At 42.7% G+C, this 22,447-nt stretch carries 20 protein-coding genes; 8 read left to right on the top strand and 12 right to left on the bottom strand.

Annotated features, from left to right (window positions below):
* Positions 1-143: 143 nt before the first annotated feature.
* Together HRQ91_RS11515 and HRQ91_RS11510 are read right to left on the bottom strand one after the other, a co-directional pair.
* Positions 144-671 (bottom strand): hypothetical protein, encoded by a 528-nt coding sequence (locus HRQ91_RS11515; RefSeq protein WP_210119664.1) that lies wholly within the window; start codon positions 669-671, stop codon positions 144-146.
* Positions 658-1,212, bottom strand: a complete 555-nt coding sequence (locus tag HRQ91_RS11510) for a Gx transporter family protein (protein WP_210117565.1) — start codon at positions 1,210-1,212, stop codon at positions 658-660. Before HRQ91_RS11510 ends, HRQ91_RS11515 begins: the two co-directional genes overlap by 14 nt.
* Positions 1,213-1,295: 83 nt before the next feature.
* Between HRQ91_RS11510 and HRQ91_RS11505 the strand changes: the two genes are divergently transcribed.
* Positions 1,296-2,243, top strand: coding sequence for a DMT family transporter (locus HRQ91_RS11505; protein ID WP_210119663.1), 948 nt, complete (start codon positions 1,296-1,298; stop codon positions 2,241-2,243).
* Positions 2,244-2,355: 112 nt separating this feature from the next.
* Here the strand turns inward: HRQ91_RS11505 and HRQ91_RS11500 are convergent, their stop codons facing one another.
* The 7 genes from HRQ91_RS11500 to dctP all read right to left on the bottom strand — a co-directional run bounded on the left by HRQ91_RS11500 (position 2,356) and on the right by dctP (position 9,676).
* A complete protein-coding gene (locus HRQ91_RS11500; RefSeq protein WP_210119662.1) occupies positions 2,356-3,339 on the bottom strand; it encodes an AEC family transporter in 984 nt (327 codons plus the stop codon).
* Positions 3,340-3,526: 187 nt separating this feature from the next.
* Complete coding sequence (locus HRQ91_RS11495) at positions 3,527-4,810, bottom strand: TRAP transporter large permease (protein WP_210119661.1); 1,284 nt, start codon at positions 4,808-4,810, stop codon at positions 3,527-3,529.
* Between the two features lie 5 nt (positions 4,811-4,815).
* A complete protein-coding gene (locus tag HRQ91_RS11490) occupies positions 4,816-5,307 on the bottom strand; it encodes a TRAP transporter small permease (protein ID WP_210119660.1) in 492 nt (163 codons plus the stop codon).
* A 91-nt stretch (positions 5,308-5,398) separates the two neighbouring features.
* Positions 5,399-6,424 (bottom strand): TRAP transporter substrate-binding protein, encoded by a 1,026-nt coding sequence (locus tag HRQ91_RS11485; RefSeq protein ID WP_210119659.1) that lies wholly within the window; start codon positions 6,422-6,424, stop codon positions 5,399-5,401.
* A gap of 155 nt (positions 6,425-6,579) precedes the next feature.
* Complete coding sequence (locus tag HRQ91_RS11480) at positions 6,580-7,347, bottom strand: response regulator transcription factor (RefSeq protein ID WP_210119658.1); 768 nt, start codon at positions 7,345-7,347, stop codon at positions 6,580-6,582.
* A complete protein-coding gene (locus HRQ91_RS11475; protein ID WP_210119657.1) occupies positions 7,344-8,783 on the bottom strand; it encodes a sensor histidine kinase in 1,440 nt (479 codons plus the stop codon). Before HRQ91_RS11475 ends, HRQ91_RS11480 begins: the two co-directional genes overlap by 4 nt.
* Positions 8,780-9,676: a TRAP transporter substrate-binding protein DctP gene (gene dctP, locus HRQ91_RS11470; RefSeq protein ID WP_210119656.1), complete on the bottom strand. Its 897-nt coding sequence runs from the start codon at positions 9,674-9,676 to the stop codon at positions 8,780-8,782. Before dctP ends, HRQ91_RS11475 begins: the two co-directional genes overlap by 4 nt.
* 142 nt (positions 9,677-9,818) lie before the next feature.
* Between dctP and rpsD the strand changes: the two genes are divergently transcribed.
* The 3 genes from rpsD (at position 9,819) to HRQ91_RS11455 (ending at position 13,360) form a co-directional block, all read left to right on the top strand.
* A complete protein-coding gene (gene rpsD, locus HRQ91_RS11465; protein ID WP_210117574.1) occupies positions 9,819-10,415 on the top strand; it encodes a 30S ribosomal protein S4 in 597 nt (198 codons plus the stop codon).
* A gap of 94 nt (positions 10,416-10,509) precedes the next feature.
* Entirely contained in the window at positions 10,510-11,550 is a 1,041-nt protein-coding gene (locus HRQ91_RS11460) for a LacI family DNA-binding transcriptional regulator (RefSeq protein WP_210119655.1), read from the top strand.
* 217 nt (positions 11,551-11,767) lie between these two features.
* Positions 11,768-13,360: a bifunctional metallophosphatase/5'-nucleotidase gene (locus tag HRQ91_RS11455; protein WP_210119654.1), complete on the top strand. Its 1,593-nt coding sequence runs from the start codon at positions 11,768-11,770 to the stop codon at positions 13,358-13,360.
* A gap of 43 nt (positions 13,361-13,403) precedes the next feature.
* Here the strand turns inward: HRQ91_RS11455 and HRQ91_RS11450 are convergent, their stop codons facing one another.
* Positions 13,404-14,489 (bottom strand): 6-phosphofructokinase, encoded by a 1,086-nt coding sequence (locus tag HRQ91_RS11450; protein WP_210119653.1) that lies wholly within the window; start codon positions 14,487-14,489, stop codon positions 13,404-13,406.
* 117 nt (positions 14,490-14,606) lie between these two features.
* Between HRQ91_RS11450 and HRQ91_RS11445 the strand changes: the two genes are divergently transcribed.
* Entirely contained in the window at positions 14,607-17,372 is a 2,766-nt protein-coding gene (locus tag HRQ91_RS11445) for a DNA translocase FtsK (RefSeq protein ID WP_210119652.1), read from the top strand.
* 89 nt (positions 17,373-17,461) lie between these two features.
* On the opposite strand, the gene HRQ91_RS11440 is transcribed toward HRQ91_RS11445, so the two are convergent.
* A complete protein-coding gene (locus tag HRQ91_RS11440; protein ID WP_210117578.1) occupies positions 17,462-17,776 on the bottom strand; it encodes an isoamylase early set domain-containing protein in 315 nt (104 codons plus the stop codon).
* Between the two features lie 211 nt (positions 17,777-17,987).
* Between HRQ91_RS11440 and metK the strand changes: the two genes are divergently transcribed.
* From metK to HRQ91_RS11425, 3 genes are read left to right on the top strand one after another with little or no spacing between them, the layout of a single operon-like run.
* A complete protein-coding gene (gene metK, locus HRQ91_RS11435) occupies positions 17,988-19,166 on the top strand; it encodes a methionine adenosyltransferase (RefSeq protein WP_210119651.1) in 1,179 nt (392 codons plus the stop codon).
* Positions 19,163-19,807 (top strand): endonuclease III, encoded by a 645-nt coding sequence (gene nth, locus HRQ91_RS11430; protein ID WP_210119650.1) that lies wholly within the window; start codon positions 19,163-19,165, stop codon positions 19,805-19,807. Before metK ends, nth begins: the two co-directional genes overlap by 4 nt.
* Before the next feature lie 3 nt (positions 19,808-19,810).
* Positions 19,811-20,719 (top strand): mechanosensitive ion channel family protein, encoded by a 909-nt coding sequence (locus tag HRQ91_RS11425; protein ID WP_210119649.1) that lies wholly within the window; start codon positions 19,811-19,813, stop codon positions 20,717-20,719.
* A 52-nt stretch (positions 20,720-20,771) separates the two neighbouring features.
* On the opposite strand, the gene HRQ91_RS11420 is transcribed toward HRQ91_RS11425, so the two are convergent.
* Positions 20,772-22,283, bottom strand: a complete 1,512-nt coding sequence (locus HRQ91_RS11420; RefSeq protein WP_210119648.1) for a phosphohexomutase domain-containing protein — start codon at positions 22,281-22,283, stop codon at positions 20,772-20,774.
* Positions 22,284-22,447 lie beyond the last annotated feature (164 nt).

The following is a 22,447-nucleotide window of genomic DNA, read 5'->3' as shown; positions in this document are numbered from 1 at the left end:
TTAAGGAATGGTTTGCTGCCGCGGCCGCTCGGCATTATTGCAAGGTTTTATCGTCGCTGTCGCTAAATAGGCACGGCGTCTTTACGTGTTTTTACTGCCCGAAACATGATATTAAGCGAATGTCTTAAAGCGTGAAAATCATTTTAAGTCGGATCGTCTTCAGTCCATATTTCAAGAAGCCTTTTATCAAGAGAAGATATAATCGATCCCGGCTTAAATGAAATATTTTTTTCAGTCAATCTGTCAAAGTATATGAATACACGGCTTAAAAAAAAGCCGATCCTTCCGGGAAGGTGCAGCTTAGGCGAAACGGCGAATTGGGACAAAAACACCATACCGCAAAGAAGCCCCGATCTGTGAAGACCGTTTTGCAGAGCGCCGTCCGTCACTGAAAATCCGCCTATTGAAAACATAACCCTGCCTGCAGGTGATAAAAGCGAAAAGAAAACTATTCCCGCAGTGATAATAACGGAAGGGAAAACAAGAATTTTTCCTTTTTTTAAAAGATTCAAGACAAAGAATAAAAAAACAAACGCCCACAGAATCTTTGAAGAGGGTAAAAATATAAAAAAAAGCAAAAGACACATCGAAAGAATGAAGAGAATTTCAGGGCGGCAAACTTTGTTAAAAAAATATCCAGTGCGGCGAAAGACGGGATCAGGAAGCTTCATATCGGCCTCGTATAAGTGAAAACCACTTTGATTTTGACGTAAAAAATTCGGCAAAAATTCCTATAAGAACGCCGGTGACCAGTCCGCTTGCGAGCAGCACAGGAGCTATAAAACGCGTGTTTTTTCCGAAGATTATGAGCCGCGCAAGAGCGATTTGCGAAAGATTGTTTGCAAGGGATCCGGCGAGCGACAAGCCGATTACGGAAATATATTTTGATTTTTTTAAAACCGTATACAGGGCCAGCATGGTAATTCCGCTTGCAAAAGAACCCGCCGCTGAAAAAAGAAATATATATGAAAACAAGGTGCCCGAAACAAATCCCTGCGCAAGGATCTTAAGAAGGATCAAGAGCAGGACGTCCCGTTTTTTTAGCACGGAAAGCGATAGTAAAACGGGCAAATTTGTGAGTCCCAACCGCAAAAACGGCAAAGGCTTGGGAATTGCGTATTCTACGGCGGAAAGGAACATGCACAGCGCCGTAAAAAAAGAAATGAGCCGGACTTTATCATCGCGGGAATTGTAAGCCGTATCGGTCTGCATGAAAAACAGTCTAGCATAAAACGGCACGATTGTCTTGATAAGCGTAGTTCCTTAAACTGTCGTTTTATGGTAAAGTCTTGTCTATGTTAAAAACTTTCAATAGAAACAGAACCATTACCGGAATAGTTTTAGCCTTGATAAGCATATTTTTTTGGGGCATAACTTTCGTTTGCACGAAGTATTTATTGAGAACCTTTTCTTCTTTGGAAGTGCTGATTTTTCGTTTCTTTTTAGCTTACTGTATTTTATGGTGTATATATCCGCATCCTTATCCCTCTCAGAAAAAAAAACATGAGCTTTTGTTTGCTTTTGCGGGGCTTTTCGGCGTAACGGTCTATCAATTTATGGAAAACATCGCCATAGAATACACGTCCGCTTCAAATGTGAGCATAATAGTTTCGATTTGTCCGATTTTCACGGCGGTGATAGCGCAGATATTTTTACATGAAAAGCATCTGTCTTTTAAATTTTTTGCAGGCTTCGCTTTGGCGATCTGGGGAATTGCCCTTGTAAGCTTTAACGGAAAAATCACGTCGGGCCTCAATCCTAAGGGGGACGTCCTTGCTCTTATAGCATCGGTTTCATGGGGTTTTTATTCTCTGTTTATGTCAAAGATAAACGAATTGGGGTACTCTTCCGTTCCTGCTACAAGAAAGATATTTTTTTACGCGCTGCTTTTTATGCTGCCCATCGCCTTCGCACGGTTTTTTGGAATCGGTACGGCGAGCATGGACGTTTCGCTTTCTCTTAAATTGAACGCCTTAAGGTTTTCCGATCCGCTCAACTGGTTCGGTCTTTTATTTTTAGGCATCCTTGCTTCGGGATTTTGTTTTGTCGCATGGAGTATCGCCTGCCGGTTTTTAGGCACGGTGAGAACTACGGTCGGACTGTATCTCATACCCGTCGTAACCATAACGGTTGCGTTTTTTGCTCTGCATGAGCCTATTACGGTTATGGGTTCGATCGGCGCGGCGCTTACCATAACGGGACTTTTCGTTTCCGAGTGGAAGGCAAAGACTAAGAGCAGTTAAGTTTCAATTGGCCGGTAGAACTCGCTTGAAATCTTGAAAAAATGGCTAACGGCGAGTTTCGGACAAAGCCGAAACATCGCTTATTAACTGTGCGCCGCTCGAAACTTCGCGCTTACGCGCTCGTTGCGGGGCACGCGCACGAAAACGGCATTAAAATTATTTCCGAAAGCTTTACCATTACAGGCAGGGTGGAAACACATACTGCAGAAGATATTGCAACCAAAAGACTGCTGTAAGATTCTTCTTTTCCGTAAAGGACGGAAAAGCTGGCAACGGTCATTCCTACGGGGCAGCTTGCCGCTATAAAGACTATTAAAATTATTTCTTTTTGTAAGTCCGAAAAGTCAAAAAAGTTGATTGTCAACTTGAGCAGGATCAGAAGAAAAACGGGAATGATGATCAGCCTGAAAACGACAACCCTTGCGATGCGGAAAAAAGGAGTTTTTTCGCCTTTTACCGGTCTTTTAAAATTTGCAAATAAAATACCCAAAATAATCATGGAAATCGCAGTGTTAAGATCTCCGAAGAATTTTATTGTTTGGCTCAGCATTGACGGCAGCTGAAACGGTATCACAAAAAGCAGAAAACCTAAAAGAATCGCAATAATGTTGGGATTAAAAAAAATCTGCCTTATGCTTATCTTACGGGAAATCGTATAGACGCCGTTTGTCCATAAAAATAAGTTAAACATGACTATGTATCCCATAAGAAAAAAAATTCCTTGGACGCCGAGAATACCGTTTATAAGAGGAATGCCTATAAAACCTGCGTTGGAATAAACGAACGACATTTTATCAAGCCCGTCGCGGCTTTTTCCTATTTCGGTTTTCGAGTGAATAAAAATTTCTGCGATTACTGTCATAAAAAGTAAAACCGCAAAGCTTATCGCCATAGAAAACCCGAAGGATTTTATTTTTTCCGAACCGTAAGGAATATTGAAGGTATTTAAAATAAGGCACGGCGTAATTACAAAAAGCAATAAATTGCTTAGATAGCAAGACTCCGCTTCGCCGTATTTGTATTTTTTCGAGAATACAAAGCTTACGACAGATATCAGCGTCATAATGATAAGCTGCTTAGCTACTAAAAGGTACATATAAAATCCTTACAAAAGAGCGATATATTCCCAATAAGATTATACATTTTCTGAATATCAGTGTCAAAAAAAGAGCCGTCTAAAAATTTAAACGGCTCTTTTGTGTTTTAAACGCTCTCCTGCTCGGCCGGCGATTTTTTCACCTGCTATCCGGATCGGATTTTGCATACGCGCACGGCGCGCCTTTTTAGTAAGAAATGACGCTCGGAAGCCATGTTGTAAGAACGGGGAACAAGCTTATTGCAAGTAAAACAATTACGTTGCAGATGATAAACGGCAGGGCGCCTTTAAAAATTTCAATGATAGGCATGCGGTTAATCTTATTACAGGCGTTTAGACACATACCTACGGGCGGCGTAACCAAACCTATCGCAAGACCTGTAATAATCATCGCGCCGAACTGTAAATCGCTTATACCTATTTCCTGCATAATAGGAAGCAAAATAGGCGTTAATAATAAGATGGCCGGTGAAACGTCGATGAACGTTCCGATCAAAAGGATAAGTACGTCAAAAAGCAAAGCATAACCCCAAACCGGAAGGTGCATGCTTAAGAAAAAACTTGCGATTGTAGACGGTACGTTTGCCATCGTTAAAAGCCATGTAAAGATTGTGGTAAAGCCGATGATGATCATCACGGAACTCGAAGAAATCAATGTCTTTTTTAAGGCGACTATGACGTCTTTTACCGTAAGTTCGTGATAAACGAAGAACCCTAAGACAAGAGAATACAAAACGGCGATACCGGCGGATTCGCTTGCAGTACAAATTCCGAAACTTACAAACAGGACAATAACCAGCGGCATCAGTATTGCAGGAAGACCGAAAATTACGCTATGAACAAAATCTCTAAAGTTAAAAGGTTCTTTTTTGGGGTGATAGCCGTGTTTGACCGAAAGGACGTAAACCGTTGTCAGTTGCGAAAGCCCTATGAGAACTCCGGGAACCAGACCTGCGATAAACAGCTTTCCGACGGAAGCACCCGAAATCATTGCGTAAACAAGCATCGGCACGCTGGGCGGGATTATCATTCCCATCGTGGACGACGCAACCGTAACGCCCGCCGCAAATTTCGGAGGATAGCCGCGCTGTTCCATAGCCGGAATTTCAATGGATCCTAGGGCGGAAGTATCCGCGACGGAAGATCCTGAAATTCCGCCGAAGATCATGCTTGCGATGACATTTACTTCGCCGAAACCGCCGTTAATGGGGCGTACCAAATACATGCTGAAATCCACGATTCTCTTTGTAATTCCGCCCGTGTTCATGAGCTCTCCTGCAAGCATGAATAAAGGCATCGCTACCATAACAAAGCTGAAAACTCCGCCCCAAACTCTCTGAGGCAGCATTTGAAGAAAGTTCGGGTTAAACGAATTGATATATGTTAAACACGAAGCCCCGATTGAAAACGCAAGCGGCGTACCGAGAATGGCAAAAATGATCAGAAAAACTAAAAGAAATATCATTGCCATAGTAATCAGGCCTCCTTAGTTTTTTTACGGAATAAGGATTTTATAAATTCGATAAATTGCAAAATTACGACAATTAATGAAGTAAAACATCCGACGGGAATAATTCCATACAGCCATACGTACGGAATTTCCATTCCCGAAGAAATTTGATGACCGAATTTTATTGCATATCTGTAACCGAATTTCATCATTATAAATAAAACACAGATAGTAATTATAAAACTGATAAATTTGGATATTTTTTTTATAGAAGACGGAAACAGATTATAGAATGAATCGATCCAGACGTGTTCGTTTTCAACGAAGCAAACAGTCATTCCCCAAAATGTGGTAAACGCAAAAACCGTTGTTGTAAATTCTTCAAGTTCTTTAAACGAAAGGCTGAAAATGTAGCGGGCAAAAACGGAAAAAATAACACAGCCCGCCATCAAGGCGACGGAAAAAATTCCTATGCCTATAAAAACTTTATATACGGCAAAACGAATCTTTGTAAACATCTGTGCGCTCTCCTGATTTATTACGTTAAAATCCAACCCTGCGCCGTCCAAAAGCTGAAGCTCTGGACAGGCTCAGGTTTGGAAAATCAATTTATTTTCCCGCAACAATGGCACGCATTTTATCAAGTTCGCTTTGCGTCAGCATTCCGGACGAAAGGTACTGCTTGTAGACGACTTCCGTCGCTTTTTTGAATTCGGCCATTTCTTCCGCAGTAGGAAAGTAAACTTCCGCATTCGCTTTGACCGTGTCGAGCGCGGATTGCTGCATATCGGCGATTGCTTTGTTGTTTACCTTAAAGCTTTCGTTAGCCGCTTCCTGAATTACTTTTTGATAATCGGCCGGAAGAGAATTCCACCATTCGAGGTTTACGTAAAAAGGATCCGGATGGAATTGATAGTTAATGACAGTAAAATATTTTTGTACTTCATAAAATTTCATGCCCTTTACGTTTACCCACGGATTTTCCTGTCCGTCGGCGACGCCCGTTTTAAGAGCCATGTAAAGATCCGCATAGGGAACGGCGACGGTTGAAGCTCCCATAGCTTTAAATGTCTTGTCGATCGTGTCCATGCCGTTTGTGCGCATTTTTAACCCTACGAGGTCTTTGGGGCTTTTAATCGGGCGCTTATTGTTTGAAAACTGGCGGAACCCGCCGGCGTCGCAAAGGCCTAAGATAAGAACGCCGTCTTTTTGTGAACCTTTGCACATTTCACGCGCAAGGTCGGAAGACATAAGGCGCGTAATCTGATCGGAATTTTCACAAAGGAAGGGAAGAGAGAAAACGAGCAGCTTGGGCAAAAAGTCCATCTGTCCGCCGCGGAAGCCCTGAATTACGCCCGAGCAGGCTTGTTCGAGCATTTCTTTTTCCGTTCCAAGCTGTCCTGCCGGATAAAGTTCTACTTTAACGCCTCCGTTTGTTTTTTCTTCAACGATTTTTTTGAAAGCCGTAAGGGAAACATGGCGGGGGTTTTCTACCGGCTGCGCATGTCCGATCTGCATAGTGTAAACTTTGTTTTTTGTCGTTTTTTCCGACTTTGCGGAATCGCTCGATCCGCTCGAGAAAACAAGAGAAGTCATAGCTGCGGCAAAAAGCGTAAACCATAAAATTTTTTTCATAGATTCCTCCTAAATAAAAGCTTTTATGAATTTTATGGTACAACGGAAATTTCAATTTCACACTATAAGATATTGCGGAAAGTCTATAATTTTTTGCTTAAAAAGCGCAGGGTGGTTGAGGCGGGACAAAAATCTCAGCTTTCGGCGAAGACACGTCAGCTTTTGGACAGTTTGATCGCTCTGTATTGCATGGGAGAAACGCCTTCCAGTTTTTTAAATGTCCACGTAAAATAGTTCGGATCGGAAAATCCGACTTGAGCGCTTATCTGTTTAACGCTGTCGTTTGTGTCTAACAATAACTTTTTTGAAATTTGTATGCGTTGAGAAATAAGATAATCTATGACGGTAATATCTTTGTTGGCTTTAAATATTCTGGACAGATGAAATTTACTGTAGCCGCAATGATCGGCGATATCATTTAAACTTATCTTTTTTGAATAGTTGGTTTCTATATATGCGCAGACCTTTTTTACCATATCCGGTTCGTTTATTGTGGCGCCGTCCGTGTTGTCTTTTGTGTTTTTTGCCGTGCTTAAGTTTTTTTCATCGTTCAGGGTTTCTATTGTCTTTTTTAGACTTTCAATAAAGATTTGCTGCGATACGGGCTTGATCAGAAAATCCACTACGCCGAGATGAATGGCGTCGATGGCGTTGTCGATTTTGCTGAAAGCGGTTGAAACGATTACTTTTGAATGATTTTTTTGTTCGCGGATTATTTTTAAAGCTTCAAGCCCTGTCTTTCCCGGCATGTTTATATCAAGAATAATGATGTCGGGCTTTTCATTTAAAGCTTTGTCTACTATCATGTTTCCGTTTTCAGCTTCGATGATCTTGTTTATAGGAAGCTTTGCTTCTTCTATAAAAAGCTTCAGTGCTTCGCGTTCAAGTTCTTCATCGTCCGCCAAAAGAATACTGTACGTCATTTTTCTTCCTGCATAATTTTAAGTCTGATTTGGATCATTGTCCAAGATTCTTTTTCAGTTTTGCGGGTAAAAATGTCAAAAACTCTGTTCCCGCCTTTTTGCTCTGCAAATATTTCCAAACGTTTTTTTGTGTTTGCAAGGCCTATCCGTTTGGAGCTTACGGGATTTGCGTTAAGGGCTTCGTTAAGTTTTTCTTTCGACATTCCTATTCCGTTGTCAAAGATCCGCAGCAAAGCATAGCCTTTTCGTTTTGAAACGGAAATAACGATCTTTCCTCCTTTTTCTTTAGGTTCAAGGCCGTGGATGATCGCGTTTTCTACGAGCGGCTGTAATGTTAATTTGGGCAGCAGAAGATTGTAAGCGATTTCTTTAGAAACATTTGATTTATATGTTATACGGCCGCCGAAACGAAGTTTTTGAATTTTTATGTACTCTTCCGTAATTTCAAGCTCTTCCTGAAAAGATACGGGTGTTCCGCTTTCCGAAAGGCTGTATCTTAGCAAAAGCGAAAGAGATTCTATCATTTGTAAAGCGATTTCTTTTTTGTTTAAAGAAATTGTTCTGCTTATGCTGTTCAGCGTATTGAATAAAAAATGAGGATTGGTTTGCGCTTGTAAAGCTAAAAAAGTTGCCTGGCTGAGAAGTTTTTGATATTCGACGTTCTTTTTTACATCGCTGACCATATTGTTAAAGGCCGTTATCAAAACTCCGACGGAATTTTTAGGATTTTTAACAGGAACCTGAATATCGAAATTGCCGGACGAAACCCCTTGCGCCTGTTTTACAAGTAAAGACAGCGGTTTTGTCAAAGCTGAAGAAACATACCAATGAAATAGAATGTCCACGGCGATAATTATAAAAATAAAAAACATTGTGTAAATTTTAAGAACTTTTATGTTGCGGATAATAGTTTCGGTTTTTTCCGAAGTGTTTGTGAGAGACAGTTTTAAAAGTTCGTCCGCATAGGACTGCAGATAAGCCTGTATTTTTTCCGAATAATACAGTCTGCCGTAGTAGTCGTAGTTTCCCATGTTATAAAAAAAAGACGCCCGGCAGCCTTCGCTGAAATAAATATTGTGAACCTTCCTCATGCTTTGCAGCAAAAAGTAAGATTCGTCGTCCTGAGATCTGTCGCTTAATTCAAGAATTATTTTATTTGTCAGCGTTATCGAATCGTTGTATTCCGAAAGCTGAGAGCGGTTTCCCGTTTTTAAATAATTTGAAAGGGAGCGTCTGCTTTTTGAAAAACACTCTTTCATTTCTTGGATAGAATAAAAATAAGAAAGCTGATTATCGTATGAATTTGAATATGAGTCGAAATAATATTGATTTATTACGGTTGAAATAAAATAAAAGACCATGATCCCTGCGAGGATAATGTTTATTTTTAAACCTACTGAAAAAACAAGTCTTTTGAAGATTTTTTTAACATTCATTTTATAAAGTCCTCATAAACGGTTTTTTCTTTTTCCAACGCGGGAAGTTTGTTTTCTAAAAATTGTTTTTGTCGATAAACATAGTACTTACCCGCATCTTCGGCGCATTTAATTAAAAGATCTTTGTCCGTGCTTGAAAAATCCGAAAAAACTTCGGCGCTCATTATAAAAAGATCCGGAAGCGAAATATACGGCGTTATAAGAACATAGTTAATAAACGGATATTCGTCGCCGATCAAAAAATCGCAAAGGGCGGCTTCCCTTGCGTCCATATAGCCGTTTATGAGAGAGCCGTATATGTCCGCCGATATTATATTTACGGGAACGGCTTCAAGTTTTTTTATTGCAAAAGTTAAAATCCTGTTTTCAAAAATGCCTATTCGTCTTTTCTTTAATTCCGAAACCGAAGGAATAAGCGTAGAATCGCTGTAAAAACATCTTAAATCCGGATGCAGTGTTCCCAAGGGGATCAGTTTTTCGGTTTGACACTCGAAAGTCAGAAAAGTTTGATTTTCCTGAAAATAAGAAGCGATTTCCTTCGGCGACGCATACATAAGCTCTTGAAATTTTAATGAAAAAGATTGAACTTTTTCAAGTAAAAAAGAAATATTAACGCGCCCTATGTCAATTCCCGCAAATTGTATTTGATCCAAAACTTCTTCTTGAGTACCGAGCTGACCGTTAAAATAAATTTTTATGTTTATTCTTTGGCCGCTTCTTTGTTTTACGATGTCCGCAAAATATGAGCTTGCTGCGGCGCTTGGGTGCTCGGAAGGCATGGGTTCTGAAAATCTAAGCACAATCTGTTTGCCGTTTTCAACTGTTTCTTTTTTACAGGAAATAAATCCCGTTAAGGTAAAAACGAATATTATATAAAAGAAGAGTTTTTGCATTGTTTCAGTATATCATTCAAAAAGCCGCATTGACAAATGTCAAGTAAAATGTAATATTTATCATAATTGGTACTATATCCTCAATACTAAGTACCGCGGCAAATTACTGCTTGTAAAAGCAACGATAAAAGGACTTATAACTATGGCAACACGAAGAGGCCCTCGTTTTAAGGAATGTCGCCGATTGGGCGTAAACACATGCGGTCACCCTAAAGCTCTTGACAGAGCAAAAGATCCCGCTTTTCAGAAAAGACACAAGGAATCGGAATACGGCAGACAACTTATTGAAAAACAGAAGGTAAAAGCTTATTACGGAATTTTTGAAAAACAATTGCGTAACTATTATGACAAGGCAAAAATAAAAAAAGGACAAAGGACGGGCGACCTGCTTTTGATTACTCTGGAATGCCGTCTTGACAACCTTGTTTACCGCATAGGTTTTGCCAATTCCATCCGCATGGCTCGTCAGGTGGTAAACCACGGACACGTTCTTGTAAACGGGAAAAAAGTGGACATCCCTTCTTATTTGGTAAAAGAAGGAGACGTGATCTCTTTGCGGGAAAAATCGCAGAAGATCGAAACTTTTAAAACCAACTTTTTGGGAACGGCGCGTTTTAATCTTCCGTACATCGAAAGAGACGAAGAAAAGCTCAGCGGAAAATTGGCAAGAATGCCGCTGAGAGCGGAATTGCCGGTAGAAATAAACGATCAGCTGGTCATAGAATACTATTCCCGCTAATTATTATTTCTTATTTGAGCTTGAAAAGGCTGTCTTGAAGACAAAAGAGTTCTTCAAAGACGGCCTTTTTTTGTTGCGTTATATCTAAAACCGTGTGATAATAATTTCAGAAATACTTGCAATCGAATTCAGGAAAAATATGTCGGAAGTGACGATCTATAAAATTGCAAAAATGGCGGAAGTTTCGGCCTCGACGGTATCAAGAGTAATAAATAATTACCCTTTTGTTAAAAAAGGAACAAGGGCAAAGGTATTAAGAGTCCTCAGCGAATGTAATTATGTGCCTAATGAAACGGCCAGAAACTTGGTAAATCAGGCTACAAAGATGATAGGCATTCTTATAGCGGATATAAGGACTACCCATCACACTGACGGAGTATATTATGTGGAACAGGAATTTTCTAAAAACGGCTATTCCTGTTTAATATACAATACCGGCACCGATCCTGAAAATCAGGCTGAATATATCCGCCTTTTAGGTCAAAAAAAAGTTGAAGCCGTAGTGTTAATGGGATCGATTTATCAAAATGAAACGGTTCAAAATGCAATAATGGTAAACATTCCTCATGTTCCCGTTGCGATATGCAACGGTTATCTTGACGGGCAAAACATATACGGAGTTATAGCTGACGAGCGTTCGGGGGTCTGTGATTGTGTAAAACTTTTTGCGGATAAAGGGTGCAAAAACATAGCCTTTATAACCAACCATTATACTCCAAGCAATTATAATAAACTTGCAGGATTTAACGAAGGTTTTGATAAATTTATCGGTAACGGCAGTAAGACGGTCATAGAAGCGGGAGATGCCATAGAGGATATTTTTAAAGCGACCGTAAAACTTCTTAAGGAAAAACCCGAAACGGATGCGCTGCTTTATGCGGAAGATTTTCTTGCCCTAATAGGATTGCACGCGCTTTATGATATGAAAGTGGAAATCCCGAAAGATGTAGCCGTTGTAGGGATCAATAACTCAAGGCACGCGGAGATAAGCAATCCGGCCCTCACTTCTTTGGATAATATGCTTTATGACACAAGTCTTATAGCCGTGCGTAATCTTATTGAAGTTTTAAAAGGCGAAAGAGTAAATAAAAAAATAATGATCTGTCCTGCGATCGTAGAACGAAGCACAACTTGATATTTTGTCTTTGCGGCTTGAGAATTTTTACCGGGCAATTAGTGTGTTCTTTGCGCGCAGCTGATAAGCGGCGTTTGTGCAGCAAACTCGAAATTCAAGCACCGCCATGGACGGCGGCAAAATATATAAAAGCGACTATTTAGCGGCGGCTTTTAAACCTTGACATCGCTTATTTGTGGGTCATAATAGTACTAATGAAATCATATCTGGAGGATATATGAAAGTCATAAAAAACACGGGGAAGGTGTTTGCCGTATTTGCGGCGGCGGCGCTGTTTTTTACCGGCTGCGCAAGCTCAAAGATCTCTTCCGGGGCCGAGCAAAAGCTGGTTATACTTCACACTAACGACCATCACGGATCCGTTTTGTCGCGTAAAGACAAAGAGGGAATAGGACAAGGCGGTCTTGCAGAACGCGCTACTTTTATTAAAATGCAGCGCGCCGAAGCTCAAAAAACGGGAAGCGACATCCTTGTTTTGGATGCGGGCGACGTGAATACGGGAATGGCAGTTTCAAATATGTTTGCCGCTGAACCCGACATAATGGCCTATAACGCTATGGGCTACGACGCGGTAGCTTTGGGAAACCACGAGTTCGACGGAACGCTTGAAAAACTCTTAAAGCAGATAAAAATATCCAAATTCCCGTGGCTGAGCGCAAATATAAAGCAGGGTAAAAACTATCTCGTTAAACCTTACATAATAAAAAATTTTAACGGCCTTAAAGTAGGTATTTTCGGGCTGACGACGCTGCGGACAAAGGTAATTGCAAGTCCCGATAAGTCGCTTACGTTCTATGATGAAATAAACACCGCAAAAGAGATGGTTTCTCTCCTCAGGGACAAGAAAAAAGCGGATATCGTTATTCTCGTTGGACATTTAGGAGATGTTTTGGAAACATCGGATCAGGAAACTTCAGTTAGAGTAGCCGAAGCCGTTTCGGGAATAGATCTGATCGTTGACGGGCATTCGCACAGTTATTTTGCCGAGCCTAAGTACGCAGGAGGAACGCCCATTGTTACTTCCAACGAATGGGGAAAATACATGGGCAAGGCCGTGCTTACGATTAAAGACAAAAAAGTTACCAAGCTGGAGTGGACGCCCGTAAAGATTAACGATAAGGACTTCCCTCCCGATGCTGAAATGGTTGCTCTGCTTAAACCGTATGTGGATAAGGCTGTTGCGTCCTTAAAAGAAGTGGTAATGAAAACGACTGCGGAATTCGAATTCGGAAGAAAATGGCCGCGCTATAAAGAGATGGCAAGCGGCGATCTCTTGTGCGACGCGACGGTCGGCTATGTGAAATCCACGGGAGTTGACGTTGATTTTGCCATTCATAACGGCGGTAACATAAGAACTTCCTTGCCCAAGGGAGATGTCACTAAAGAAAACATTGTTACCATGCTTCCGTTTGAAAACTATGTTTATGTTCTTACCTTAAAGGGAGCGGATGTAAAAGCTCTGTTTAATTTTATTCAAACGCAAAATCAGGGCGCAGGCGGATTCCCGCAGGTTTCGAAAGAAGTAAGATATACTTTGACCTATGACAGCGACGGAACCAACGGCAGAATTTCAGATATTACGATAGGCGGTAAGCCTATCGACAACAATAAGCTGTACCGCATTGCTACAAACGACTATATGGCCGGCGGCGGAGACGGTTATGTTGTGATGAAAAATTCCGTGGACACATACAATACTTCAATGCTGGTCAACGATGTGTTTATAGAATATGTAAAATCACTGCCTCAGCCTATTACGCCGATGACGGACGGACGTATTACGATTGTAGGAGGAGCGCCTCTTCCGTAAAGGCTAAGCGGCTTAAGCAATGCCGGAGCCGCTTTAAATGAATTTAATCTCCGAAGTTTATCCCGAGCGAACGTCCCGTAATAAGAAGAGGATCGTCGTTCGGGATCTTTTTTATTTTATCCGCTATATCTTCCAGGGGAACGCCGACGATCTGCCCGTTTTGAATAGCTACGAGTTTGCCGAATTTTCCCTTTGCAAGAAAATCAGCCGCTGCAACTCCGAACTGTGTTGCAAGAACTCTGTCGTAAGGAGAAGGCGTTCCTCCGCGCTGTAAATAGCCCAAGACCGTGACGCGGGATTCCAACTGGGTCAAAGATTTCAGTTCCCGTGCAACCCGGTAAGCTATGGAATATGTCATAGCTTCCCTTTTGCTTTTTAATTCTTTTTTAGACAACAGCGCCTCTTCTTTGGATAGAGCGCCTTCCGCTACGACGATGATGGAAAACTGTTTACCTTCATCGCTTCGACGTTTAACTTCTTTTGCGACGGATTTTATATTGTACGGAATTTCAGGAATTAAGATAACATCCGCACCGCCTGCTACTCCGGAGTAAAGAGCAAGCCAGCCGGCTTTGTGACCCATAACTTCTATGAGCATTACGCGGTTATGGCTGTGCGCGGTTGTATGTATGCGGTCTACAGCTTCGGTTGCCACCTCAAGCGCGGTATGAAAACCGAAAGTTATATCCGTATGAACTATGTCGTTGTCTATTGTTTTGGGAAGGCCGATAATGTTGACGCCTTCTTTTGCAAGCAAACTTGCCGTCGTGTTTGTTCCGTTTCCGCCCAACACGACAAGAGCGTCAAGATCCCACTTTTTTATATTTGCTTTTATAGCTTCAAGCGGCAAAAGTCCCGTTTTGGGATCTTTTACGGGATTTTTCAAAGGCTTGTCGCGCGATGTCCCTAAGATAGTTCCTCCCCTTGTTAAAATCCCTGAAAAATTATTTACGTGAAGTTCTTCGGCGTCACCCTCTACAAGACCTCTGTATCCATTGTGTATACCCATAATCTTCATGCCGTATTGGGTTATGGCCGCTCTGCACACTCCTCTGATGGCGGCGTTAAGACCCGGTGCGTCGCCGCCGGATGTCAAAATACCGAACTTCTTCACTTTTATTTTTTTCATGGTGTAAGTATATCAGACGGAAATACAAAAGTCAGTAACGCATACAACCTTTAAGAGTTTTATTTTTTTGCCGATATTATAAGGAGCGGTGAAATTTTTGCTGTGAGAAAGTATAAGATGAAAAAAAATGAGATAATAAATATTTGTTCTTCGATACTGCTGGTTTTGCTGGCAGCCTTTTTTTCCGTAAGCCTTTTGTTTCGATTTTTAAATTTCGGAAGCGGCTTTTCGGAAAAGACGATTTTATTTTTTAAACTCGGCCATATATTAGTCTCCGTTTACGGACTTACCAGCATTTTTATTCCGGTTTTTTTACTTTTCAGTGCTATTTTGTCTTTGTCGTCAGGATGGAATTTAAAAAAAGGAATATCGCTGTTGCTCAGTTTTTTTCCGTTTTTTACGGCCGTCATCATAGAGCGGATATGCCGTTTAATTGCACAATATGAAGAAGGCCCCGTGCTTACCGTAAAAGTTTTATTTACGATTTTAATGGGAATATGCATCATCATAATAGAATATTTGTTTTTCGGAATTATCGGGCAAAAATATATTTCTTCGTTGCAAGGAAGGCAAAAAAACTTCGGAAAAAAATTTGACAGTAAAGACGCCGGAGAAAAAAGGCCTGCTAAAAGAGAACCGGAACGGGAAGTCGGCGACTTTGTGGGCGTAAACAGTTCGGTCGGCAGCGGCTTGGCTGACGGCAACGGGGGCGCTGTCGGCAGTTTGTCCGCCGGCGGTTTAACTCCGGACGGGCGCTCCGCCGATGACAGTAATTCGGCTGTCAATAGGATCGCCGATACAAACTTGGCTTTTGACAGCGGCTTTGCTTATGACAGTGGTTCGGTCGCTAACGGCGGTTTAATCGGCAACAGGATCGCCGATACAGACGCAGATGCGGACACAAAAATCAGTAAAGAAGTCACAGACGAAAGTACGAAGGATTCCTATGAAAAAGACCCTGCGTCCAATGAAGGATGCGAGCCCGGTGCCGAATTTGAGTCCGGCGCAAGTTCCGAATCCGTCACAAATTCCGAGCCCGACGCAACATCCGATTTGCTTGAAACAAGGGACGTGTCGGCGGTCATCACTCCGGAAGAATTTGATGCGCTCATTCAGCCGTTGCCGGAGGAAACTGAAGACGCCGGAGATAAAGAGAAAATGTTGGATCCCGACTTTTTTGACATGGATCCCAACGACGAAACGGAAGATGAAAATGACGAAGTTGAAATAAGGGCGAAAACTTCGAATTTCGAGGGGATAACTGATGTCTTTGCGGAAATGGAAGAAGACGCCCGCCGCAATATTGAAGACGATGAAAGCGACGATTTGACTTCTTACGATATTGACGATCCCGAAGATCAGGAAAATACGGTCGCCTCCGATGTCGGCACTGAAGACCTTGATATAGTAAAACAGGAAAATGCGGAAAAAACGAAAAAATCATTATTCGCCGGACGCAGAGCGGGCAAAGCATACAGTATACCGGTAAAAAACTTGCTTACGGAATATGACGACGAGCCTTACTGGGTGATAGACGATGAAACAAAGGCCGCTTCCATTCAATTAAAAGAAACTTTAAGCGAGTTTAAGATCGATGCTGAAATAATCGGCATAAGAAAGGGGCCTGTCGTCACAATGTTTGAAATACTTCCCGCTCCCGGCGTAAAGTTAAGCAAGGTTGTCGCTCTGCAGGATAATATCGCTTTACGGCTTGCTGCGAGCAGCGTGCGCATTGTGGCTCCGATTCCGGGAAAGCAGGCCGTAGGTATTGAAGTTCCCAACAAGGACAGATCCATTGTCAGTTTTCGGGAAATAGTAGAACAGGATATTCCTCCTTTTAAAAAAATGCAGGTACCGGTTATTTTGGGAAAAGACATAGAAGGAGACCCTCAGATAATCGATTTGGTAACTACGCCGCATCTTTTGATAGCGGGAGCTACGGGATCGGGCAAATCCGTCTGCGTAAACAGTATGATTCTGTCCATATTATACAAGCGTGCTCCCCAGGATGTAAAACTCATCCTTATCGACCCCAAAATAGTGGAACTGAAACTTTATAACGACATACCGCACTTGTTAACGCCTGTGATAACGGAATCTAAAAAAGCTTTTCAGGCTTTGCAATATTGTCTTTGCGAAATGGAAAGACGTTACGCTTTGCTGGACGGAATGGGTGTTCGCGACATTGCAAACTATAACAGGCGTATTGTCGACAGACACATCGCTACGGAAAAACTTCCGTACATAGTCGTCATAATCGACGAATTTGCGGATCTCATGGCGACAACGGGAAAGGAACTGGAATCCACCGTAGCGCGGCTTGCCGCAATGAGCCGAGCCATAGGAATTCACATCGTTCTTGCGACGCAGCGGCCGTCCATAGACGTTATTACCGGTTTAATAAAGGCGAATATTCCTACAAGGATTGCTTTTATGGTTGCATCGAAAATGGACAGCCGAATCATCATAGACCAGGTAGGAGCTGAAAAACTTCTAGGACGCGGCGACATGCTCTATGCCAGCGCGGTAGACCCTTTCCCCATCCGCATACAGGGAACCTTTGTAAGCGACAATGAAGTTGAAAACGTAGTGGAATACGTAAAACGCTACGGTCCGCCGGAATACATAGACGATGAAATTTTTGTGGATACGGACGAAGATTCGGACGGATCGCCGGATTTATTCGGCGACGGGGCGGATCCCATGTATGATCAGGCCTTGGATATAGTCCTTCAAGCGGGAAAGGCCAGTGCTTCGTATATTCAGCGGCGTTTGAAGATAGGATATAACAGGGCTGCAAGATTGGTAGAAGAAATGGAAGCGCGGGGAATCGTAGGTCCTCAAAACGGCAGCAAACCCAGAGAGATAATACACATGCCGTAAAATAATCGGCTAATTAAACGCAAGTAAAAAGGCAAGGAGAAAGGCTGTCATTTTTAAAGTCTTTAGCGCGCTTAAAAAGCCGATGTATGCTACTTGGATGTTACTACTACGGAGTTATCGGAATTCGAATAGGGGGCCGGTACGTATTTGTCGGCTTTCCAATCGTTTTCCCATTTTTGCCCGTCGATCAAGTAACGGAATTGATATTCTTGATTTGCTTCGAGGGTAACTTTTACCGAAAAGGAACCGTCGGCAGCCTTTTTAAGCGGGGTGTCGGTGCTGCTCCAGCTGTTAAAATCGCCTGCAAGATTGATGGTTTTTGCATTCTGAGCCGCATCTGCCGTCACTATAAAAGTAACGACGCAGGTTTTCTTGTCCTTAGAAAAACTCTTCTTTAAAGCCATAAACATTCTCCTTTGATTTTATCTTGGGCAATAAATTCTCATTTATTGCTCATAATAAACTTTTACTGTACTATAAATATATTATCATATGGAATTCTAAAAATCAAATTTTTGGTTATATAAGGCGGCGGGATTTTGAATGCAGCTGAACGATACCGCGCTTTTCAACTGACGCTTATAAAAGCGCCTAAAAGTTTTAATAGGGGAATTTATGAAAAAAGAGAAATATTTGTTTACTTCCGAATCGGTCGGTGAAGGACACCCGGATAAACTGTGTGATCAGGTTTCCGACGCTATATTGGACGCTTGTTTAAAAGACGATCCTGAAAGCCATGTCGCTTGTGAAACATTCGCTTCAACAGGGCTCGTATTGGTAGGCGGCGAAATTACTACGTCAACATATGTTGACGTTCAAAGCGTCGTCAGGGATATAGCTCAAATGATCGGCTATACGGACGCGGATTACGGACTTGACTGCAATTCCATGGCCGTCATGAACGCCATACACGCCCAGTCTCCGGATATAAACCAGGGCGTCGTGGGTAAGGGGCTTAACGAATATGCGGGACAGCAGGGAGCCGGAGACCAGGGAATTATGTTCGGTTTTGCCTGCGATGAAACGCCGGAACTTATGCCCGCCCCGATCATGTATGCCCATACTCTGCTGCGGCGTGCGGCGAAACTCCGCAAAGATAAAATCCTTGATTGGCTTCGCCCCGACTCAAAAAGCCAAGTTACGGTTGAATATGAAGGTTACAGACCCGTGCGTATCGATACGGTTGTAATCTCTCATCAGCACAGCCCCGACGTTCCTTATGACGTGATAAAAGACAGCGTCATCAAAAACATTATAGAACCTGTTTTGGAACCCACAGGCCTGCTGGATAAAAACACAAAGTATTTTGTAAATCCCACGGGGCGGTTTGTCGTCGGGGGCCCTTCCGGAGACACAGGGCTTACCGGCAGAAAGATAATTGTAGATACCTACGGCGGAATGGGGCGGCACGGCGGCGGAGCTTTCAGCGGTAAAGATCCTTCAAAAGTAGACCGCTCGGCGTCATATATGGCGCGCTACATTGCAAAAAACATCGTAGCTGCGGAACTTGCTTCCCGCTGTGAAGTCCAGCTTGCTTATGCGATCGGAGTGCCGTTTCCCGTTTCCATAATGATAGATACTTTTGATACCGGAAAAGTGCCTAATCATATCATTTCCGCCGCAGTAAAGAAGCTGTTCGACTGTTCTCCTGCGGGAATCATAAAAACGCTTGATTTGAAAAAACCGATATACCTTCCGACAGCGGCCTACGGTCATTTCGGACGAAAAGAATTCAGCTGGGAAAGAACCGATAAGGCGGAAGCCTTAAAAAAGGCAGTTGGCGAAGCCCTATGATTTTGCTTTCGCCTGAGGAAATAGACGAAGTTTTTGCGCGCTTCGAGCGGCAAAATCCCAGTCCCAAATCGGAACTTAAATGGAAAAATCCGTACACTATGCTGGTTTCTACGGTTCTTTCCGCTCAGGCGACCGATAAAAGCGTTAATAAGGCAACGGAGCCTTTATACCAAATTGCCGACACGCCTGAAAAAATGCTTGCCCTCGGAGAAGAGAGGTTAATACCTTACATAAAAACCATAGGTCTTTACAGGAACAAGGCAAAAAATATTATACGCCTTAGCAGGATGCTCATCGACAATTTCGGCGGAAAGGTTCCCGAAACGCGGGAAGAAATACAAAAACTTCCCGGAGCGGGCAGAAAGACAGCGAACGTGGTTTTAAATGTGGTTTTCGGGCAGCCGACTATGCCGGTAGACACGCATTTGCTTCGCATCTGCCCCAAAATCGGACTGGCGGAAGGCGACACGCCCGTTGAAGTTGAAGAGAGCCTTGTTTCGCGTATTCCCGCAAAGTATATGCAAAACGCGCACCATTGGCTTATATTGCACGGGCGCTATGTGTGTACGGCGCGTAAACCCGATTGCGAAAATTGTATTATTTCGGATATATGTAAACATAATATTAAAGAAGGCGGTTAAAGTATGAACGAAGAGATCGACGTTGAAACTGCACAGGCTGCTGCGCAGAGCATAGCGGCAAATAATTTCGATCCCACAAAGATAATAACGCATCATACGGAACCTATCGTCAACGCGATAAAGCAGTATTTGAACGTTCCATTTTTGATGAAATTGGCGGGAACTGTAATTATGCTGCTGATAATCTATATAATCTATCGTATTTGCCGTTCTATGATTCTTCGCTTGCCGGAAAACAAGCTTAAAGCGCAGCATTCGATGATGATCCAAAAGACGCTAAAGTATATTTATTACGTTTGCGCGGCTATGTATGTGCTGGGTCTATTCGGTATAAAATTTTCGGCCATTTGGGGAGCTGCCGGCGTTGCGGGCGTCGCCATAGGATTTGCGGCTCAAACGTCCGTAAGCAATATAATAAGCGGGTTGTTCGTTTTGAGTGAGAAGGCCATGAAGATCGGCGACTTGGTTACGATAGACGGTGTTACCGGAGTCGTAGACTCTACGGATTTACTTTCCGTTAAAATACATACTTTGGACAACCAGCTTGTGCGCGTGCCTAATTCCACGATCATAAATAAAAATTTTTTGAATACGTCTTATTTTCCTCAAAGGCGCATGACGATAGGCGTTTCGGTCAGTTACGACACGGACATGACGCTTGCGCTTGAAACTTTGAAAAAGGCGCCGGCTTTTTGCCCTACCGTTCTACGCGAGCCCGAACCGGCTGCGTGGTTTGACAAATTCGGTGAAAAAGGGATAGATCTTGTTCTTGCAGTCTGGTTTAAAAGCGAGGATTTTTTACAAACAAAAAACTCCGCTTTTATCGCCATAAAAAAAGTGTATGACGAGGCCGGTATAGAAATCCCGTATTATAAGCTGAACGTTAAAATGCTGTCCGGCGGAACGGAATAAAAAAGATCTTAGCACAAAACTTCGGGTTTTATGCTAAGATTATAAGGAATTTTTAATTTTCCAAACCCGACAGATCCAGTTTATCAAAACCGGCCGTAAGGTCTTTTACGACTTCTTTTATTCTGTTTAGATCGCCTTTTCTTGCGCCTTCGATATTAAGCGGCATTACAGGATCGTGCAGAGAAAGCCTTAAAAGCGCCCAGCCTTGAATTTTATCGTCATTGAACGAAATTCGGATGCCTTCGAAAGATTCGGGCAATTTGTAACCGGCTTCGGCTGCGTTTTTTTTGAATTGATCCAAGACGCGGTTTCCGTATGTTTTAAAATCTTCCGTGAGAATTTTAAAGCGGTATTCTTTTGCTTCGACGGGGGAGGGAAGTTTTTCGATCAAAAAAGAAAGTTCTTTCCCGTTTTGCTTTGCATTCGCCAAGGCGATTACAAGCTTAACCGCTAAAAAAGCGCCGTCGTCCAAATAATAATTTTCTTTTAAAGCGCCGTGCCCCGACGTTTCCATTGCAAGAGGAGAAACAATGCCTTTTTTATTGAGTTCTTTGCATTTGTTTATGACGTTTTTGTAGCCTCTCATATAGCGCAGATGTTTCAATTTCAGCACGTCCTCTAAAAAATAAGTGAGCCGGTCTGAGGTGACCGAGTCGGTTACTATAGTACTTCCGGGATATTCCGGGGCTAAAATCGCCGCCGTAATTGCGATTATCGCGTCGCGGTTTACTTCCGTTCCGTCGGAAAGGACGGCTGACATTCTGTCGACATCGGTATCGAAAATCAGTCCCAGATCGGCGCGGTTTTTTATGACGGCGGATCTTATGGCGTCCATCGCCTCAGGGTTTTCAGGATTGGGAATATGGTTCGGAAAATTTCCGTCCGGCTCAAGGAATTGACTGCCTGTAGTATCGGCGCCCAGCGGCTTTAGAATTTTTTCGGCAAAAAAGCCTCCCGCTCCGTTTCCCGCATCTATTACTATTTTAAGGCCGGAAAGCGGCTTTTCATTTTTACAATTTATTGCCGATTTTATCGCGTTTTTAAGGTGTTCCGAATAAAGGCTTAAGAGGTCAAAGGATTTACATTTTAAAACGCCCGGCCGCCCGGGCTCACAGGATGATGCGAGCGAAAGGATTTCGGTTATATCGCCGCGATCGAGCCCTCCGTCCGCGTCAAAAAATTTCAGACCGTTTCTGTTAAACGGCAAATGGCTTGCGGTTATCATTACGGCTCCGTCAAAGCGCGTTCGGTCGAATATGAGGGACATGAACATTGCCGGTGTTGTTGCAAGTCCGCAGTGCACGGACAAAGCGCTTTTGAAATTTATTCCTTCGATAACGGCGTCTTCAAGTTTCGGCCCCGAGATCCTTGAATCGCGGCCTACACCTATTTTTAGATCGCCGGCTTTTTTTCCGGTTTTTTGCGAAAGCCATAGGACAAAAGCCTGCCCTATTTTATTGCAAATATCGTCCGTAAGATTTATATCTTCTCCGGAAACACCTTCAAGGGCGATCCCGCGAATATCGCTTCCGTTTTGAAGTTTCATCAGTTTAGGATCCGGCATAAATATTCTCCTATAAAAATTCAGCAGTCGAACAAAATATCAATTTTAAAAGACTTCTGAATTTGTGCGTGTGCCCCGCAGCGAGCGCGTCAGCGCGAAGTTTCGGACAATGCGCGCAACTGGTAACAATCATTATACACCAAACGTTTTTAGTCGGCAAATGT

This window comes from Treponema parvum, assembly GCF_017893965.1.
Lineage (GTDB): Bacteria > Spirochaetota > Spirochaetia > Treponematales > Treponemataceae > Treponema_D > Treponema_D parvum.
Note: the sequence above shows the minus strand (reverse complement) of the source record. Positions and strands in the feature narration are given on the sequence as shown.

Coding starts and splice junctions, on each gene's coding strand:
- HRQ91_RS11515 (WP_210119664.1), bottom strand. CDS start 671: ATGAAGCTTCCTGATCCCGTCTTTCGCCGCACTGGATATTTTTTTAAC.
- HRQ91_RS11510 (WP_210117565.1), bottom strand. CDS start 1,212: ATGCAGACCGATACGGCTTACAATTCCCGCGATGATAAAGTCCGGCTC.
- HRQ91_RS11505 (WP_210119663.1), top strand. CDS start 1,296: ATGTTAAAAACTTTCAATAGAAACAGAACCATTACCGGAATAGTTTTA.
- HRQ91_RS11500 (WP_210119662.1), bottom strand. CDS start 3,339: ATGTACCTTTTAGTAGCTAAGCAGCTTATCATTATGACGCTGATATCT.
- HRQ91_RS11495 (WP_210119661.1), bottom strand. CDS start 4,810: ATGGCAATGATATTTCTTTTAGTTTTTCTGATCATTTTTGCCATTCTC.
- HRQ91_RS11490 (WP_210119660.1), bottom strand. CDS start 5,307: ATGTTTACAAAGATTCGTTTTGCCGTATATAAAGTTTTTATAGGCATA.
- HRQ91_RS11485 (WP_210119659.1), bottom strand. CDS start 6,424: ATGAAAAAAATTTTATGGTTTACGCTTTTTGCCGCAGCTATGACTTCT.
- HRQ91_RS11480 (WP_210119658.1), bottom strand. CDS start 7,347: ATGACGTACAGTATTCTTTTGGCGGACGATGAAGAACTTGAACGCGAA.
- HRQ91_RS11475 (WP_210119657.1), bottom strand. CDS start 8,783: ATGAATGTTAAAAAAATCTTCAAAAGACTTGTTTTTTCAGTAGGTTTA.
- dctP (WP_210119656.1), bottom strand. CDS start 9,676: ATGCAAAAACTCTTCTTTTATATAATATTCGTTTTTACCTTAACGGGA.
- rpsD (WP_210117574.1), top strand. CDS start 9,819: ATGGCAACACGAAGAGGCCCTCGTTTTAAGGAATGTCGCCGATTGGGC.
- HRQ91_RS11455 (WP_210119654.1), top strand. CDS start 11,768: ATGAAAGTCATAAAAAACACGGGGAAGGTGTTTGCCGTATTTGCGGCG.
- HRQ91_RS11450 (WP_210119653.1), bottom strand. CDS start 14,489: ATGAAAAAAATAAAAGTGAAGAAGTTCGGTATTTTGACATCCGGCGGC.
- HRQ91_RS11445 (WP_210119652.1), top strand. CDS start 14,607: ATGAAAAAAAATGAGATAATAAATATTTGTTCTTCGATACTGCTGGTT.
- HRQ91_RS11440 (WP_210117578.1), bottom strand. CDS start 17,776: ATGGCTTTAAAGAAGAGTTTTTCTAAGGACAAGAAAACCTGCGTCGTT.
- metK (WP_210119651.1), top strand. CDS start 17,988: ATGAAAAAAGAGAAATATTTGTTTACTTCCGAATCGGTCGGTGAAGGA.
- nth (WP_210119650.1), top strand. CDS start 19,163: ATGATTTTGCTTTCGCCTGAGGAAATAGACGAAGTTTTTGCGCGCTTC.
- HRQ91_RS11425 (WP_210119649.1), top strand. CDS start 19,811: ATGAACGAAGAGATCGACGTTGAAACTGCACAGGCTGCTGCGCAGAGC.
- HRQ91_RS11420 (WP_210119648.1), bottom strand. CDS start 22,283: ATGCCGGATCCTAAACTGATGAAACTTCAAAACGGAAGCGATATTCGC.